The sequence below is a fragment of the Dysgonomonas sp. genome, from assembly GCF_035323175.1.
Classification (GTDB): domain Bacteria; phylum Bacteroidota; class Bacteroidia; order Bacteroidales; family Dysgonomonadaceae; genus Dysgonomonas.
The window spans coordinates 13341-29645 of the sequence record NZ_DAOKYH010000007.1; the positions used below are offsets into that span (position 1 = coordinate 13341).

Consider the following 16305-nt stretch of genomic DNA (forward strand, 5'->3'; position numbering starts at 1 on the left):
ACGACCGGACACTAAAAAATCAAATTCTCTCTTTTAAATCAAATGAACAGATAATACCATCATCATTTTTAATGCAAAACAAAGTCATTCTATGCAATAGAAACGAGTATTATATACTGATAAATAAGTTCTTATATATTCGCGTTTGAAAGTCTGATAAACTTACAATTTGCAGTTTTTACAGATAAAAAAACAGATTATTTTCAATTTGTCTATAAAACACTAAAAATTGGAGGTTGGTAAACCTGCTATTTTTCCAATAGCCTTTCAGATTTGACAAACCGGTAATTATCAAACTTGAAAAGTTGGTTGTTTGGTAATTTGGAAACAGGAAGACTTGAAGATTTCACAACATGAAAGGTTGATCGTTTTAGTATTTTATTGAAAATAAGATGAATTGAAAATCTGATAGTCATCCGTACAACTTTCAATTAAGAAGTAAAAACTGAAAATTTTCTAAATAATAATATGTCTAATTTTAAAACTATCCATTCGCATGAAACAGAAACCTTTATTTATCGCTTTCTCCACCCAGAAGGGCGGAGTCGGTAAAAGTACCTTTACTATCCTGGCCGCAAGCTACCTGCATTACCAAAAGGGCCTGAATGTCGCCGTGATAGACTGCGACTATCCGCAGTGTAGTGTCTATGAGATGCGTAAACGGGAGATCCGTCAATTGGAGACCAACCTGCATTACCAGTCCAAAGCTATTGAGCTGTTCGAATCACTGGGAAAGCAAACCTATCCGATTGTCTGTGCCAAGCCCGAAGAGGCTATAGCCAGAGCACAAGAGTTCTTATCAAAAGAAAATTCCGCTTATGATGTGGTCTTTTTCGACCTGCCCGGTACCATCAACAACGAGGGTGTGATTACTACTTTTATGGGCATGGATTATGTCTTTGTTCCGATGGCCCCTTCCCGGCTCTCGATGGAAAGCACCCTTTCGTTTATTGTCCCCGCCAGTGAATTGATACAGGAACATACGGATATAAACCTGAAATCCATCCACCTGTTCTGGAACCGTATCGACGGACGGATCAAAAAAGAATGGCTCACCCATTACAAAAGCGTTATCCGGGAGTTCGGCTTATCCCTGATGCAGACTGCCATACCCCAATCCGTCCGCTACGACAAGGAGCAATCCCTTGAGGGCAGTGATGCTGTTTTTCTGTCTACGATTTTCCCTGCCGACAAAAAACTGGTCAAAGGCAGTAACCTGGATCTGCTGGTCGATGAAATACTGGATATTATTCACTTAAAACCTCAGATCTAATGGCAACAGATAAAACAACAAATAGATATGAAGACCTGCTTAAATCGGCACATAAAGGAATCGATCTGGATCAGCCTGTACACAAAACAGGGCAGGAAGAAAAAGTAGCAGAGCCTGTAGATACAATACCTGTCGATGTAGTCGCGGATGGTTCAGATCCTGCGAAGATGGAACCGGATGCAAAACCTGATAATCCACCTGCATCAACAACATCGATATCAACAGAACTGCCTTCATATAAAACTCCCGGAAAGAAAAGACGTAAAACCCAGGGTGACTATCAAGAGGTGTTCTTTGTACGTGTGGATTTCACCCATCGCAAACCGCTCTATATTACGGCTGCTACCCATCGCAGGCTGATGCGCATCGTTCACTTGATGGACGAATCCAAAGCCACGATCAGCAGCTATGTGGAAAATATCATCCTGAACCATCTGGAAACTTTCAGAGAAGATATAGATACTATTTACCATACAAACAATCTTAATCCGACAGAATAATGGATACATTTATAAAAACACTTGTAGTGATAAACCTGTGGCTATGGACCGGATTGTTTCTGAGCAGTTCATCGCTTCGAAAGGCATTCGTGGATATGCATCGCAGTATGGCATCGGATCTATATGAAGCAGTGAAGAAACAACTGGTAAAGCTATATAAGATAGTAGCCGGCTTTATATCACGGAAACTAAAGAAAGCCTCACATTATATTGAAGAGAGCAGCTATGAGCTTCGTGTGGGCGTAGCCCGCTCTCTTGTCAGCAAGGAGCTATTGGAAGAATTAATGCATAAAAACCTTGTTGCTGCCATCTCTCGCGCACGGATGATGGATCAGGGAGATTCCGGGGTGATGTGGGATGATCTTGAGACAATGGCAGATCTGGCTACCGGAAAAGAGGTTGGCTACGAAGGCCGGAAAACTTCAGTAGAGACAGCCTTTAAGTTATGCAATACGGATTTCTTCGAACAACTGATCACTCGTATTCCCCGTGCCCAGGAACGCATCCTGCTGGCACTAGACCGGATAGAAGACAGCAGCCCTTATGAGTCGGTCAGAAATGAAGCATACCGCAAGTTTATAAGGCAGTAAGCGCATTCTGATAAAAGATAAGAAAAGATAAAATAGGAAATAGGCAATAAAACCAGCCCACGAAAATTAATCCGTGGGCTGGTTTTCGATTATTATTATACCATCCATATGGTATAGAATAAATACAATGGTAATGCCATCGGCTTCCAAACCGGAGCCACTGGCTACCATCAGACTGTAAACCCGGAAAACACTCCCGGATTAGTTCTTTCTTTGTCCGTCCATTGGTTTACACTTTTTATTGTCAACCATTTTCAGGAAAAGACAACCATTTTCAGGAAAAGACATATTGTCTAAGTATGACAAATTACGCCTAAACAGGACAAATTACGTCACATAGGAAAAACTTACCATTTAGTGGTATATATTGCGATTGTAAACGAATTTTATTAATTAAAAAAGAATTCATATGGAAGTAATAAACATTGAATCCGGAGCTTTTGACGCGATGATGAACCGTTTTGAAGCCTTTATTCAAAAAGTGGAAAACCTGTGCGGGGATCATCAGGACAAAGGTCTTCACCGCTGGCTGGATAATCAGGATGTATGCCGGATACTTAACATCTCGAAACGTACCCTACAAACCTACCGGGATAACGGTACACTCTCTTTTACCCAGATCAACCATAAAATATTCTACAAGCCGGAAGATGTGGAATCAGTTATTAACAAATTAAAATCAAAGTAGTATGAGCAATGAAATTATTACAAGAGAAAACGATCGTATAAAAAGATTCTTTAGTTCATTGGACAGGATGCTGGACAAGATCGAAGCCGCGCTGACAGGATGCAAGCCGACACTCAACGGGGAACGTTTTCTCAGCGATCCTGAAGTATCGGACAGGCTAAAGGTCAGCCGAAGGACTTTGCAGGATTATCGAACCACAGGGAAAATACCTTATATCCAATTAGGAGGTAAGGTACTTTATCGGGAAAGCGATATACAAAAGCTATTGGAGGAAAACTACCGTAAAGGATGGCAGTGAACTTCAGATGTGGACTAAGCTAGCCCAAACCCAACTATTTTTTTCTTTTTATCCGGTAACTTTTACCACACAGCAAGCAATGGTAAATAAGACAAAGCTTTTTCTGTTCAGGAAAACCCTTCGGGGCTCCGGCTTTGGTATTTTACCGGCTTGCTGTTCATTCGTGGACGGATAAATATGAGAATCATTATTTAATCAATTTTGTTTAATCATGGATAGAAGCAGCATGACAATAGCAATTAACTCTTTATAATAGACCCCATTCGGATAGAAATACTTATTTTTGTTCTAACAAATAAAAAAAATGTTGTATGTGGTCTGACTGGAAAGAACAAATCAAACACCAGCCAAAGGTAAGGCACAGTTTATTGTGGGAATATGACCTTTGCAGTTTTGACTGGCAGTATATGCGGGCTCTGGTAGTAGAGCGTGTCATAGAAAGAGGCTGGGATGAGGATTATTATGCCCTGTTCGCTCTTTACGGGGGAATGGATGGTGTCAGACGAATCATACGGGATGAAGTATTGATCCTTTCCGATAAAGATATTGCTTTTGTTTGTACCGCTTTTAACTTAAAGAAGGAGGATCTCAAATGTTACATACGCAAACAGTCGAGACAGGCACTTATGAACTCTTAAAATCTATTATGAGTGATACCGTATTCGATCAATTCTCATTGGCCGGAGGTACTGCTTTGTCATTGCTTATCGGACACAGGAAAAGCATTGATCTGGATTTATTTACCGTAGAAGAATTCAACCCTTCATGGCTTGAAAAATACTTGCAGGATAAATATGCTTTCAGAGGCGATTTCAGGGAAGGTTTCAGCCTGAAAGGTGAAGTGAACGGAGTGAAACTGGATTTTATCCGTCACGACTATCCGGATGTAGAAGCTAGAATACAGGATGATGGTATACGCTTATACAGTCTGAAGGATATTGCAGCGATGAAACTATCGGCTATTGCCGACAATGGAACCCGGTTGAAAGACTTTATCGATGTGGCTTATTTATCGGGGTATTTATCGCTAAAAGAAATGCTGACGGCATTCGGAACAAAATATCCGCAGACAAACCCCTATCGCGCAGCCAAAGGTCTTAGTTATTATGATGATATCCGTTTTACGGAAAAAATAGACCTTTTAGGTAAGGACTTCAACTGGGAGGATATTACCACCCGTTTGTCAGCTATGACCCAGGAAGAAAACAAGCGTTTTGATGTGTTGAATAAAGTTCAAAAAGAAGAACGGGTTCAAATTCCAAGAAGGAAAAGTAGGGGGATAAGGTGAGTTGTTCGCTTAAATAACACAGGCTGTCGAACTTTTAGATTTCATAAATTGCATTCGGCAATAGCGGAAAACCGTTAAAAGTTAGTGGCATTTTTGTAATATTACAAAACTTACAAAAATAGTACTTAAAGGGAACAAAAATTGGAGGAGAACTACCGCTAAACCTTTGGGTTGTAAGGGGGGGGGAGTAGAGTATGGTATATCAATCAGATCTTATGCAGAGGAAGAGGAGAGCAGCTTTTGTTCCCTTTTTTTTGTTTGCTGTTGACCTTAAGTCGGGTCTATATCCTATGCGTCGGATGTCGTCTTCGCATGCTATGTCCCTTTGGCTCCGCAGATAAAGAAAGCCAAGCGTCAATTTTTTAGGAGGGAATACTTTCCCGAAGAGATAACGCAGGGGAAGTATTTTCACCTAAACTCACAGAGCCTGAATTTGACCGCGTGGCTTATCCATGTATTTTTGCCAAATGGATATAGTGCGAAGTGAGATGCTCTGGATGAAGAGGAAGCAAAATGGGAAACTGAAATAGGCTATATCTTTTTAATAAAGGCATATTATAGAAGCCTTCGATCCAGTTTTCCTTTTATTTATTTTCATGTAGATCAGTTGTATATGGAGAGTCTTAGCCTATCATAGAACAGAAGTAGTAGTTTTGCTTCCTTATGTATATGAGCTAAAAGAATCAACTCAGCTGTTTTTTTTCTTTTTTATCCTGATGAATAAATATTATATTGAAAAAAATGTAATTCATTTCAAATGTGTTAATTTGTATATAAATAAATATTTTATAAACGATTTATTAAAGAAATTAATTAATTTTAAACAACATTTCGCTTTACAGCAGCAACCTAAGTAATAATATATTAAACAAGAGGTTATCCGCTAAGATAAAGAATCATTAAATCTAAAATGGAGTGAATTTATGGAGCAAAGCCCTCAAAATGAAAAAGCAATACAGATAGAAAAATTAGAATCACAAATTCGAGAGATATTTGGACGGGTTGTATATTCTCATAAAACTCAAGAGAAATGTGCAGATATAGTTTTAACCCTACACAAGAATTTAAAACTTGCATTAATTATTATTTCAGCATTAGTAACAACAAGTTTCTTTATCAAAATATTTGGGGAAAATCAATGGTCCTTATTTGTTGGTGTAATACTATCTACGATTTTACTTGGACTAAACACATATACTAAAGATTATGACCTTGGTGAGATTGCACAGAAGCATACAAATGCAGCTAATGAATTATGGGATATTCGGGAGTGTTTTTTATCTCTTCTAACCGACATGAAAGCTGATTTATTATCTGTTAATCAGATTGTAACTAGACGAGATGAACTCCAAAATAGATTATATAATGTATATTCAGGTTCCCCTAGAACAAATAGTAAAGCTTATAAAGAAGCATCTAAATCTTTGCAAATAAGCGAAGAACTTACTTTTAGTGATAAAGAAATAGATTTATTCCTCCCTTCTGAACTTCGGAAAATACAAGATAATAAATGAATACATCACAAACATTTCAGCTTTTCCTGACAAATCTTTCAATTAAAAATAGAGAAGAAATCTCGAATAGATATAAGCGTATAACTAAGATTCTTAATCAAAAATATTATTTGATAGACTCAGACACTAATAATTCTCTTCAAGTGGGAAGTTATGGGCGTAGAACGGCTATAGATGGAGTTAGTGATTTAGATATGATTTTTGAATTACCTTCTGCAACTTATACCAGATTCAATAATTATGAGAATAATGGTCAGTCTGCTTTATTACAGGAAGTTAAGAGTACAATTAAACAGACTTACCCCTCTACAGATGTAAGGGGAGATGGGCAAGTCGTCGTTGTGAAATTTGCAAACTATGTTATTGAGGTTTGTCCTGGTTTTAAGCAAAAAAACGACTCTGCCTATTTATATCCAGATGCTAACGATAGAGGAAGTTGGAAAAGAACTAATCCTAAACCTGAAATTGACGAAATAAATTCTTTTAATCAAACAACAAATGGAAATCTTAAGAATTTAGCAAAGATAGTTCGAGCTTGGAAAAATAAATGTGGAGTAAAAATATGTGGATTATTGATAGATACTTTATGTTATGAATTCTTGCAAGAACGAAAGGATCATCAAATAACAAGTCTTTCAAATTATGACATTCTTGTTCAAGACTTTTTTAAATATCTTAAGGATTATGACACAAATCGGAAATATTGGTATGCACCTGGAAGTAATCAAAAGATATATAAGAAACAATCAAATTTTATAAGTAAGTCAAAGAAAGCATATGAAAATATAAAAGAGGCTATTAATAAAAAAGATAATAACACGGTATATGGTATATGGCGTAAAATCTTTGGAAGCTCTTTTCCATATCCAAAGGAAATAAGAGAGTCTTCTTTAAATTATACTCCTGATGAAGAATTTATTGAAGATTTATACCCTGTGGATATAACCAATATCTTAAAAATAGAATGTGAGGTTAGTCAAGCTGGTTTTAGGACTGAATATCTTCGCAAAATGCTGACAAAATTAAAGGCTAGGAAAAAATTGAAATTTTTCATTGAGTATACAGATGTCGAACCACCCTATACTGTAAAATGGAAAGTGAAAAATAAAGGATTAATTGCAAAACAACGAAATAATTTGAGAGGTCAAATATTAAACGATTCTGGAAGTGGTATAAGAAATGAGACCTCAGATTTTGAAGGGGAGCATTATGTTGAATGCTATCTAATTAAGGATGGTCGATGTGTGGCAAGAGATCGAATTGATGTGCCTATCTCTAACTTATAGAGCAGAATGTTTACAGACTTTTCTTTGAACTACAAATTAGAGAAAGGGAATGCCACAAACATAATCAAATATATAATACATTTATTTCCAACTTTTTAAGCGAATATTCATTTCTTTGACTAATTCCGAATTATTTTGGTATACAAGATTAGTCTTTATCAGAGTTTCTAATTTACTTGCTGCCTGAAGAGTTGAGAGCAAGCTGTTTTCGACCAGTTTATCAAAGACCCAGAGCATACCGTGGTACTCGATTGAATTTTTCTTAGCACAGTTTCTTACAGCTTTATCACTACTGAGTATCATCGCTTGAATCTTTTCAGCAAGGAATAGTACTGTCTTATCATTTTCGCACAAGGCTTTCGGGTAGTTTTGTTTTTGTATATTAATCCTGTCTTCAGCTAGGATATTATGAATTGTTAATTTCTCTATCGACTGAAATGCCAAAAGTAGGTTTTGCTGATGGATATGTAGCTCATTAAAAACATCTAAAGAAGTATGTATCTCCAGCTGAAGAGAAAAAAGAAGATTCGTAAGATTCAAATCATGCAAATCAATAAATATACAGGCATCCGTTACGGCAATTTTCATTATATTGTAATAATTTGCTTACGGAAATCGATCAGAGACTGGTTATTTAAGACAGCTGCTTTACTTAAAGAAACAAGCTCTTCAGCCAATGCCCTGAACAATAATTGAGTAAATCTGTTCGATTCTTCCAGTCCTGTATATTTATAATCTTCGGGCTCTACTACTTTCCATCCATTCTGGACTATTATGGAGGCTAATTGGTTGCAATGATTTTCCGAAATAATATTGAGGTCTTTACATCTGTATATCAATGCTTGTATAGAGATTCCGTATTGTTTTTTTAGCTCTCCTAATTCCTGAATGAATATTTTTTTACGGGCTACACCCAATTCTTTTTCGATTGCAAGTTTGGGTATAAGCATTGCAGCCGCAAATTGGTTGCAATATCTTTCTTTAACCTTTTCCGGCAAATTCCCCAAGGGCAGTAATAAATGGCCCAATTCATGTAATACAGTAAATCGCACCCTATCGGCTGATTTTAAATTACTCTTATTTATAACAATAACGGGGATGGAATCATTAAGCCAGGTCTGCATACCATCAAAGCTGTCTTCCGAGTTTACAGAAACAACTTTTATATGGTTATCCTCAAGTAATTCAATCGTATTGTATATGGGATCTATTCCTAAGTTCCAGGAAGATCTTACTTCATGTGCTGATTTGTCAATATCTTCAAAAGACAATATAACCGGAAAATCTTTTAAAGGATTATTAAATAGGGTTCCAATGCCAAGAATCTCTTCCAATTCCAGATATCTGGATAATATATCCTTGGTCGACTCAACAATTCTGGATTGTTCTTTCACTGGTAGTCTTGTTTGTTTTCTAAATTCAAGATTACCTAATTCAATTTTAGTGTCTCTGAAGAAAAAGTCAGGTTGTACATGAAGAGCCTTGCTTAATTGATAAATCATATCACTGTCAGGAATAACTTCACCTTTCTCGTATTTATGCAATGCCTGACGAGATATTTTGTTGTCAAGAGCATCTGCTAAGTCTTGTAATGAGAATCCATTCAAGATGCGAGCAGACCTGAATCGTTCTGAAAATAAGTTGTTCATTATATATGTTTTGCGGATTATCCTTTATTATATAACACAATTTCCGCCTATTTGGTTGACAAATATACTATATTTATTTAATAATGTCAACTTGTCATGTATATATTTTTCTCTATTCCGATTTTGACATGACAAAATTTCTTAAAAATATTTTAGTTGACAAAACATTAAATTGGAGCAATTTTTGTCAACTAAAATATTGTATCTTTATAACAAGATTTAGATTAGTAATATGAGTAAAACAAAGATAAGTACAAAAAATCAAAATCTCCTTTGGGCCGTTTCCGGAGGTAGATGTCAATATGATGGCTGTAACAGAGTATTGTATCAAGATATACTAACAAAAAAAGCATATAACAGTTCATATATAGCTCATATTGTCGCCGATGAACCATGTGGGCCACGTGGAGATATAGTGCGTTCATCAGAGCTTGCCAATAATATTAAGAATTTGATGTTGTTGTGTGATGTACACCACAGACTAATTGATATTGAAGATGTTACAGGGAATTCCGAGTCCAGATTATTGGATATGAAAAAGAAACATGAAGACCGTATAGAACGGCTCACCTCAATTGCACCAAAACTTTCAAGTAAGATAATATTATATGAGGCAAATATTGGAACACATCACTCTCCTCTATCATATGATATAGCCTGTGATGCTATGTTTCCTGATTTCTATCCGGCAGATAATGATCCTATTGAACTGGGTACAAAAAATGCGATTTTAAAAGATAGTAGCCATATCTATTGGTTATCAGAAGAAGCGAACTTGATTTCTCAGTTTGATTTAAAAGTCAAGCCTTTATTAATGCAGTCATCGACTTGTCAATATTCAGTATTCGCAATGGCTCCACAACCGATGCTCATTAAGCTAGGGGTTTTATTGAATGATATATACAATGTTAGAATATATCAAAAGCACCGAGAACCTTCCACCTGGAAGTGGCAGAAATCATCGACAGAAATAAAATATCTAATTCATGAACCTGTTGATAAAACCAAAACACCGGTATTTCTTTTTAGTCTTAGCGGCACTGTTGCTCATAAAAGGGTTGAAGAGGTTTTAGGTAATGATATTAGTATATGGGAAGTTTCCTCTGACTCTCCAAATAATGACTTTTTAAAAACTGAAAAACAACTTTCCGATTTTCGCAAGATAGTCAGATCTCTCTTTGACAAAATAAAGTTCCATCATGGCTATGTTGATTTACATATTTTTCCGGCTATGCCGATTTCTGCATCAATAGAATTGGGTAGAGTGTGGATGCCTAAGACCGATATGCCTATGATAATATATGATCAAAACAATGATAATCATGGATTTTTTGAGACAATAACTATAAAATAATTATATATGATACTTTCAGAAGGACAAAAACATCAGTTTAGTGAAATTCTCGAAACACTTGGAGAAACATTGGATATTACTGAAACTCAATATAACACTGCGGTCAGTAGTTACAAGGCAGTCGGAGAATGGCTAGCTAAGCCGGAATCTTCTTTGTCTGCTTACTCTCCTGAAATCAGACCGCAAGGATCTTTTATGTTGGGTACTATGATAAAATCTATTAATGAAAAAGATGATTTAGATATTGATTTGGTCTGTGAACTTACCGGAAAAAATCCGCAATGGACACAGTATCATCTTAAGCAGATAGTTGGGAATCGGCTTAAAGACCATATTACTTATAATGATATGCTGGATAAAGAAGGACGCCGGTGTTGGACATTAAGATACGCAGACAGTTCCAATTATCATTTAGATATATTACCAAGTTTGGTATGCCACGATTATAAGATTATTCTGGAAAGGACTTTTTCGGCAACGGCAATAACTGATAATAATTATGATTCTTTAGCTATTCGTATCACAGATAAAGAACACATAGGCTATATGACAGATCCCGTATCTGAAAACTGGATGAAGAGTAATCCCTTTGGCTATGCCAAATGGTTCTTCAATGAAGCTGTAATAGAGCAGAGAAAGACGGTTATGCTGTCAGCTTCTGTAAGTCCGGTACCTAAGTACCAGAAAGAAAAGTTGCCGCTTCAACGGGTTGTGCAGATATTGAAACGCCACCGTGATATGATGTTTAATGGTAGTGAGGATAAGCCTATTTCTATTATTATAACGACATTAGCTTCAAGAGCCTATAAGAAAGAGTCATCGGTGATTGAGGCTTTAACTAATGTAGTTACCAATATGCATTCTTATATTGAAACCCGTTTAGACCCATTTTCAGGGAAATATATTAAATGGATTGCAAACCCTGTGAATCCGGAGGAGAACTTCGCTGATAAATGGGCTGATCATCCCCTTCGAGAGCAGAATTTTTACAAATGGTTACAGCAAGTTCAAAAAGATATAGAGTTTCTATTACAGCAACAGGGGATTTATCGTATTAGTGCAGCCATGAGCAAACCATTTGGTGAAACAGCTGTAAATAAGACTTTTTCTGTTTTAGCAGAACGAAATTTGAATAATAGGCAAAATGGAGACTTAAAAATGAATAAAAATACCGGAGTTCTTAATTCTCTTGGCACAATACCTGTCCTAACACATAATTTTCATGGAAAAAATTAAAGAAAAAGAGATCTCACTGACGGTACAGGGACAAGTATTACAATCTTATTTCCCGGATTCAAGTCTTTCAATCGGAGGAAATATTCTTGTATGGAAAGGGTATTTAAAACCAACGGAGTTAAGCCCGTCTTACTTAATCAAGATCGTTTATCAACGGGAAAAACACCCCAATGTCTATGTTTTGGAACCGAGATCTTTACTATTAGCTGAAGGAAAGACAAAACTTGAACACGTATATGATACATCCCAACAACATTTGTGCATATATCGAAAGAGCGCGAAAGAATGGAACAAAAATAAGTTACTTGCCAGGACTGTTGTCCCCTGGACAAGCGAGTGGTTATTGCATTATGAATATTGGGTTGCTACGGGTGTATGGCATGGTGGTGGAATACATTAAAAAAACAATTAAATCATAAGAATATGAGAAATCAAATTTTAGGCGTGGCTCTTTTTTCTCTGTTGATGGTATCCTGTGCCTCAATACCAAAGGAGACTGTAACCTTATCAACAGCAATTGGTTCTGATCTGCAGATATTACACGGCTCACATCGTAAAGTCATGCAATTATATTATGAAGGAATAAAATCAGATGTAAACACTTTTATAGATGACGTTTATGCTCCTTATATTATTCATTTTGTGCTGGAATCAGAACTAGATAAATACAAGAATGGCGAGTTTTCTATATATGGCATTATTGAGAAGGCCGGAAAAACAGGAGGCAAAGCAGAGACAGAAGATGCTTTGAACGTTATGCTGGAGTTTCAGGAAGCTGCAAATAAAGAAATAAATTCAAAAAGAGACGAATTATTGTCTCCTATATTAAGTCAGGAAACTGAAATACTGAAAGCTATAGACGAAGCGTATCAAAATACAATTTATGCCAACACCAATCTTACAGCTTATCTCTCATCTGCCCGCAAAGTAAAGGAAAGCCAGAGTGAAGCTCTCTCTGTGGTAGGTTTAGAAGGGATGGATACTACAGTAACCGATAAGCTGGTGGAATTATCAGGATTTATAGATACAGCCCTTAAAGAGGGAGAGAAAATTGATATTAAGAGTGATAAAGCCCAACAGCAAATTAATGATATAATAGATAAAATCAAAAAATTAACTAATAAAATAGCAAAATGAAGACAAACAGATTTTCAGAATCATTTGCCAAAGCAAATGCGTCATTTAATGGCTTGTATGCCGATGAACTAAAACATCTGAAGGGAATGTCCCAGGAAGAAATAGAGGCAGTAGTACCCCATTCAAACGGGAGTCAGATCTACAAAGCTCTGGTCGAGACTGTAGAAAAAGCTTCCAAAGATAATCTGGCACAAGCCCAGCTTATATCGAAGATTAAAAGCTTAGGAGCGTCAGCCACTAAAATAGCAAAAAAAATACCTAGCTTAGCAATGTTGCTTTGATTCTAATTTGAAATAGTCTCGATTTAATCTGACAATCAGAGTGTTGTAAATACTCTAAAATGATTTTTGTTTATTTTTCTCAAAGAATCTAAGTTGGCTTTCAAACCCTACGATTTTGAAAGCCAACTTAGATTTAGTATATAAATAACTCTTATCTAGTTTAACGAAAAATAGCTTAAATTGTTTTTTTGACACAGATGGTTAACAGATACCCTTTCCATCAAACACTCTCTAAACAATGTTGTATTTTTCTATTGAATTCTAAAAGAGAGAGCGATAATCATCTCCAGTCCATAATAATCAGGATAGACTTTTAGCCCATCAGCGATACAACTCATTGTATAATCCCCTTCGGCAATACCCTCCTTTTCAATGGCTTGGATATGCCGTTTTGCCGTCCGGTAGTAAATGCCAAACAAATCTGCAATTTCAGAAACACTCATTCTTACATGACCTGAAACAGTAACTATTCCATTATCTGTCATTGTAATTATTTCTCTTCTTTCTCTCTTCATGGCTGGCTTATATTGTTATTGCGGTTTGAACTGCTGTATTTTGCATTGTTTTTCTTCGTTTGATTAGCTTATCCATATCTTGCGATATTTTCTGCTCTGTAATCTGTGCATATACCTGAGTCGTATTGATGTTTGCATGTCCCATCATTTTGGCAACGCTTTCTATCGAAACACCTGCTGAAAGCAACAAAGTCCCGAAACTATGGCGGCTTTGATGGTAGGAAAGATTCTCTTTCAGATTGATTAATGTTCCTATCTGGTTTATCTCGTACCAGATCTTATCACGGACAGGCAAAGGGAACACGGGACTACTTTCATCTGTGGTATTGTATAACATAAGAATCTGCTCAGCTATCGGATGCAGGGGTATAAATGCCTCTACATTGGTTTTTACTCGGCGTTTTCGGATATACAATCTGCCTTCTGCCGTTTTATTGATGTGGTGTGGATACAATCCGTATATATCCACATAGGCAAGCCCTGTCAATGTTGAGAAGATAAAAGCCCTGCGCACCAGTTCCAACCGTTCTTCAGGCATGGGTGTTTCCAACAGCCGCTTCAAATCATCTTTACCTATGTGTTTATGCTTGGGCGGTTCCTTCTTTTCGTACCTCACATCTTCCAATGGATTGCTCCTTAATACTTCCTGATCAATAGCGATGTAAATAAGCCTGTTGAGCCAGGTGATACATTTATTGATATAACCGGCTCTGCGTTCTCCTACGGTTTTCAAATAGAGTTTGAACGATTCACCGAATTCCTCGGTAATATCCGAGAAGGCAATATCCTTTATCCCTCTGGAGCATAGGAACTCTTTCAGGTTCCGTTGTGATATTCCCGATTGGCGGTAGCTTGTCGTAGAGTTTATTTCGATGGAGCGAAGCCGCAAACGTTCACGTTCCACTTCTCCTGCCTGTAACAGCATGGTCGGGATAGAGTTAACTCCGATGATGGTATTCTTTAATAGCTCCGCACTGATAACACCCTGTTCTCTCAATATATGATTGTAGGTGTTCTCTATACGGTTACGATAGCTTATAAGCTTATTATTCTCTCTTTCTATTTTAATGGTTCCTTTCTTGGTATTCCAATCTTCAGGACTACAATAGATACCTGTGGTTATGACTGTTTGTTTACCGTCTATACTGATCCGGCAGAGAATAGCTGTGGTACCATCCGCCTTAATTTTGCTTTTATTGATATAAAACAATATTTTGAATGTTGATCTCATAATTATATATTTTTGAATGATTTTGTTTTGATACTTAAGTAAGAAAAGCATTTAATGATATGTATTCAAACAGAGCTATCAATAAATAATATCCTTAACCGATAATAAAAAGAGCGACCTTGACCTTACAGTACTAATTGTAAATCTCTGGTTGCTTCAATAAATTTATCCATATCCTCGAAAAGCTTTTTAGGAGTAACACGGGCATAGACCTGAGTTGTTTTGATGTTGCTGTGCCCGAGCATCCGGCTGATGGTTTCTATTGGAACACCCTCTTCGAGCGTAATCAAACTGGCAAAGCTATGTCTTCCTGAATGATAGGAGATTGGCTGCTTTATATCTGCCATAACACGCAATCCCCGCATATTGAGTTGTACCACTTCCGGCGATTGGATAGGGAATAATGTTTCTCTGTCCCCGTCTTTATATTTTTCAAGCAGGGCGATGGCTTCGGGTAGTAATTTGACACGAGCCTGAAAGTCTGTTTTCTTTCTGCGGTATTTAAGCCAAAGGTTACCTTCTTCATCTGGAAACAGATTTTCTTCTGTTATGCGGACTATATCCGCATAGGAAGTACCGGTATAGCAAGCGAAGAGAAACAAGTCACGGGTAAGCAGATGAGAATGACGGTTGGGAGCAATCTCCAAGTCCCGTATCTTTTCAAAACTTTCCCTGCTTAATGCTTTGGGAGTGGCTTCTTTTTGTTTGGGCAGTTTATAATGGGCAAAGTGCCGTTTCTCGGAAATACCTTCTTTGAAAGCAATCTTACACATCTTTTTCAGGATAGCCAGATAGTGGCGAACGGTATCCATTGAATAGCCCTGTTCGAGAAGAACGAAGTCCTGATACTCCTGGATGAACAGCTCGTTCAACTGTCCGAAAGCGATATCTTTGGTCTTAAACTTCTTTTTGATGAATTTGCCTAATGAACGGTGGGTGTACACATAACCGCTCAAAGTGGTCGGAGCAACATCTATTCCGATACGTGTCCGTAATCCTTCCATATGCCTGTCAAGAAGTGCAAGCAGGGTTGTTTGTGCTCCCATACTTCCCTGAAAGAGGTTTTTGACAGACTCGGCATCGAAAGGCTGGTTACGCTCTATGAGCGTATCATAAGCCGAATGCACGGCAAGCAATAGTTTCTCTATTTTGGCATTGGTGACTACTGCTTCACGGCTTTTACCATCCAGGCGGCTTTCGCGGGGATTCCACAACCCGGGAGTACACGAAAGTTTCAGGCTGAACTGGGCCATGGATCGCCCGATAGTTATCCGCCCCATGATGGGAGCTTTACCCGATTTATCCAAACTGCTTTTTTTAAGGTAAAGCAAAACCCGGGAAAACGGATTTGAGAAAAATGCAGCAAATTGTCTGAATGTCAGTACAATATGTGGTAATAGGCGTTATTTTTCCGACAGGGGAAAATGCAGTTTTAAGCATAGTTAAGCAATCGCTCCATTACCAA

The 16305-nt window shown here is 37.2% G+C and carries 19 protein-coding genes; 14 read left to right on the plus strand and 5 right to left on the minus strand.

Features of this window, described 5'->3' with window-relative positions; genetic code table 11:
- Positions 1-496 precede the first annotated feature (496 nt).
- From PKC55_RS09870 to PKC55_RS09910, 9 genes are all read left to right on the plus strand, one after another.
- The gene (locus PKC55_RS09870) at positions 497-1273 is read left to right on the plus strand and encodes a ParA family protein (RefSeq protein ID WP_291124819.1); all 777 of its coding nucleotides are present in this window, start codon (positions 497-499) and stop codon (positions 1271-1273) included.
- Complete coding sequence (locus PKC55_RS09875) at positions 1273-1773, plus strand: DUF3408 domain-containing protein (RefSeq protein WP_291124817.1); 501 nt, start codon at positions 1273-1275, stop codon at positions 1771-1773. The genes PKC55_RS09870 and PKC55_RS09875 overlap by 1 nt, the downstream gene beginning before the upstream one ends.
- A complete protein-coding gene (locus PKC55_RS09880) occupies positions 1773-2363 on the plus strand; it encodes a hypothetical protein (RefSeq protein ID WP_291124815.1) in 591 nt (196 codons plus the stop codon). Before PKC55_RS09875 ends, PKC55_RS09880 begins: the two co-directional genes overlap by 1 nt.
- Positions 2364-2772: 409 nt before the next feature.
- Complete coding sequence (locus tag PKC55_RS09885) at positions 2773-3051, plus strand: helix-turn-helix domain-containing protein (protein WP_291124813.1); 279 nt, start codon at positions 2773-2775, stop codon at positions 3049-3051.
- A gap of 1 nt (position 3052) precedes the next feature.
- Positions 3053-3349, plus strand: coding sequence for a helix-turn-helix domain-containing protein (locus PKC55_RS09890; RefSeq protein WP_006799145.1), 297 nt, complete (start codon positions 3053-3055; stop codon positions 3347-3349).
- Positions 3350-3660: 311 nt separating this feature from the next.
- Positions 3661-3987, plus strand: a complete 327-nt coding sequence (locus PKC55_RS09895; protein WP_006799146.1) for a DUF6922 domain-containing protein — start codon at positions 3661-3663, stop codon at positions 3985-3987.
- Between the two features lie 8 nt (positions 3988-3995).
- On the plus strand, positions 3996-4637 hold the full coding sequence (locus tag PKC55_RS09900) for a nucleotidyl transferase AbiEii/AbiGii toxin family protein (RefSeq protein WP_291124811.1): 642 nt from the start codon (positions 3996-3998) through the stop codon (positions 4635-4637).
- A gap of 923 nt (positions 4638-5560) precedes the next feature.
- Positions 5561-6151 (plus strand): SLATT domain-containing protein, encoded by a 591-nt coding sequence (locus PKC55_RS09905; RefSeq protein ID WP_291124809.1) that lies wholly within the window; start codon positions 5561-5563, stop codon positions 6149-6151.
- Positions 6148-7437, plus strand: a complete 1290-nt coding sequence (locus PKC55_RS09910; protein WP_291124807.1) for an SMODS domain-containing nucleotidyltransferase — start codon at positions 6148-6150, stop codon at positions 7435-7437. The genes PKC55_RS09905 and PKC55_RS09910 overlap by 4 nt, the downstream gene beginning before the upstream one ends.
- A gap of 81 nt (positions 7438-7518) precedes the next feature.
- On the opposite strand, the gene PKC55_RS09915 is transcribed toward PKC55_RS09910, so the two are convergent.
- Positions 7519-8025: a PIN domain-containing protein gene (locus tag PKC55_RS09915; RefSeq protein ID WP_291124806.1), complete on the minus strand. Its 507-nt coding sequence runs from the start codon at positions 8023-8025 to the stop codon at positions 7519-7521.
- Positions 8025-9086 (minus strand): helix-turn-helix domain-containing protein, encoded by a 1062-nt coding sequence (locus PKC55_RS09920; RefSeq protein WP_291124804.1) that lies wholly within the window; start codon positions 9084-9086, stop codon positions 8025-8027. The genes PKC55_RS09915 and PKC55_RS09920 overlap by 1 nt, the downstream gene beginning before the upstream one ends.
- A 232-nt stretch (positions 9087-9318) precedes the next feature.
- Between PKC55_RS09920 and PKC55_RS09925 the strand changes: the two genes are divergently transcribed.
- Genes PKC55_RS09925 through PKC55_RS09945 form a run of 5 tightly spaced genes read left to right on the plus strand, consistent with a single transcriptional unit; the run spans position 9319 to position 13094 of the window.
- Positions 9319-10440: an SAVED domain-containing protein gene (locus tag PKC55_RS09925; RefSeq protein ID WP_291124802.1), complete on the plus strand. Its 1122-nt coding sequence runs from the start codon at positions 9319-9321 to the stop codon at positions 10438-10440.
- 6 nt (positions 10441-10446) lie between these two features.
- The gene (locus PKC55_RS09930; protein ID WP_291124800.1) at positions 10447-11676 is read left to right on the plus strand and encodes a nucleotidyltransferase domain-containing protein; all 1230 of its coding nucleotides are present in this window, start codon (positions 10447-10449) and stop codon (positions 11674-11676) included.
- Positions 11663-12076 (plus strand): type II CBASS E2 protein, encoded by a 414-nt coding sequence (locus PKC55_RS09935; RefSeq protein WP_291124798.1) that lies wholly within the window; start codon positions 11663-11665, stop codon positions 12074-12076. Before PKC55_RS09930 ends, PKC55_RS09935 begins: the two co-directional genes overlap by 14 nt.
- A 23-nt stretch (positions 12077-12099) precedes the next feature.
- Positions 12100-12813: a hypothetical protein gene (locus PKC55_RS09940; protein ID WP_291124797.1), complete on the plus strand. Its 714-nt coding sequence runs from the start codon at positions 12100-12102 to the stop codon at positions 12811-12813.
- Entirely contained in the window at positions 12810-13094 is a 285-nt protein-coding gene (locus tag PKC55_RS09945) for a hypothetical protein (protein WP_291124795.1), read from the plus strand. Before PKC55_RS09940 ends, PKC55_RS09945 begins: the two co-directional genes overlap by 4 nt.
- A gap of 251 nt (positions 13095-13345) precedes the next feature.
- Here PKC55_RS09945 and PKC55_RS09950 read toward each other — a convergent pair whose 3' ends face one another.
- The 3 genes from PKC55_RS09950 to PKC55_RS09960 form a co-directional block, all read right to left on the minus strand.
- Positions 13346-13609, minus strand: a complete 264-nt coding sequence (locus PKC55_RS09950; RefSeq protein WP_291124793.1) for a helix-turn-helix domain-containing protein — start codon at positions 13607-13609, stop codon at positions 13346-13348.
- Positions 13610-13616: 7 nt separating this feature from the next.
- Positions 13617-14840, minus strand: a complete 1224-nt coding sequence (locus tag PKC55_RS09955) for a site-specific integrase (RefSeq protein ID WP_291124791.1) — start codon at positions 14838-14840, stop codon at positions 13617-13619.
- Positions 14841-14965: 125 nt separating this feature from the next.
- Positions 14966-16222, minus strand: a complete 1257-nt coding sequence (locus PKC55_RS09960; protein WP_291124892.1) for a site-specific integrase — start codon at positions 16220-16222, stop codon at positions 14966-14968.
- Positions 16223-16305 lie beyond the last annotated feature (83 nt).

What these genes read in the sequence shown, in the direction of transcription:
- PKC55_RS09870 (WP_291124819.1), top strand. Translation starts at nt 497, where the DNA reads ATGAAACAGAAACCTTTATTTATCGCTTTCTCCACCCAGAAGGGCGGA.
- PKC55_RS09875 (WP_291124817.1), top strand. Translation starts at nt 1,273, where the DNA reads ATGGCAACAGATAAAACAACAAATAGATATGAAGACCTGCTTAAATCG.
- PKC55_RS09880 (WP_291124815.1), top strand. Translation starts at nt 1,773, where the DNA reads ATGGATACATTTATAAAAACACTTGTAGTGATAAACCTGTGGCTATGG.
- PKC55_RS09885 (WP_291124813.1), top strand. Translation starts at nt 2,773, where the DNA reads ATGGAAGTAATAAACATTGAATCCGGAGCTTTTGACGCGATGATGAAC.
- PKC55_RS09890 (WP_006799145.1), top strand. Translation starts at nt 3,053, where the DNA reads ATGAGCAATGAAATTATTACAAGAGAAAACGATCGTATAAAAAGATTC.
- PKC55_RS09895 (WP_006799146.1), top strand. Translation starts at nt 3,661, where the DNA reads ATGTGGTCTGACTGGAAAGAACAAATCAAACACCAGCCAAAGGTAAGG.
- PKC55_RS09900 (WP_291124811.1), top strand. Translation starts at nt 3,996, where the DNA reads ATGAGTGATACCGTATTCGATCAATTCTCATTGGCCGGAGGTACTGCT.
- PKC55_RS09905 (WP_291124809.1), top strand. Translation starts at nt 5,561, where the DNA reads ATGGAGCAAAGCCCTCAAAATGAAAAAGCAATACAGATAGAAAAATTA.
- PKC55_RS09910 (WP_291124807.1), top strand. Translation starts at nt 6,148, where the DNA reads ATGAATACATCACAAACATTTCAGCTTTTCCTGACAAATCTTTCAATT.
- PKC55_RS09915 (WP_291124806.1), bottom strand. Translation starts at nt 8,025, where the DNA reads ATGAAAATTGCCGTAACGGATGCCTGTATATTTATTGATTTGCATGAT.
- PKC55_RS09920 (WP_291124804.1), bottom strand. Translation starts at nt 9,086, where the DNA reads ATGAACAACTTATTTTCAGAACGATTCAGGTCTGCTCGCATCTTGAAT.
- PKC55_RS09925 (WP_291124802.1), top strand. Translation starts at nt 9,319, where the DNA reads ATGAGTAAAACAAAGATAAGTACAAAAAATCAAAATCTCCTTTGGGCC.
- PKC55_RS09930 (WP_291124800.1), top strand. Translation starts at nt 10,447, where the DNA reads ATGATACTTTCAGAAGGACAAAAACATCAGTTTAGTGAAATTCTCGAA.
- PKC55_RS09935 (WP_291124798.1), top strand. Translation starts at nt 11,663, where the DNA reads ATGGAAAAAATTAAAGAAAAAGAGATCTCACTGACGGTACAGGGACAA.
- PKC55_RS09940 (WP_291124797.1), top strand. Translation starts at nt 12,100, where the DNA reads ATGAGAAATCAAATTTTAGGCGTGGCTCTTTTTTCTCTGTTGATGGTA.
- PKC55_RS09945 (WP_291124795.1), top strand. Translation starts at nt 12,810, where the DNA reads ATGAAGACAAACAGATTTTCAGAATCATTTGCCAAAGCAAATGCGTCA.
- PKC55_RS09950 (WP_291124793.1), bottom strand. Translation starts at nt 13,609, where the DNA reads ATGAAGAGAGAAAGAAGAGAAATAATTACAATGACAGATAATGGAATA.
- PKC55_RS09955 (WP_291124791.1), bottom strand. Translation starts at nt 14,840, where the DNA reads ATGAGATCAACATTCAAAATATTGTTTTATATCAATAAAAGCAAAATT.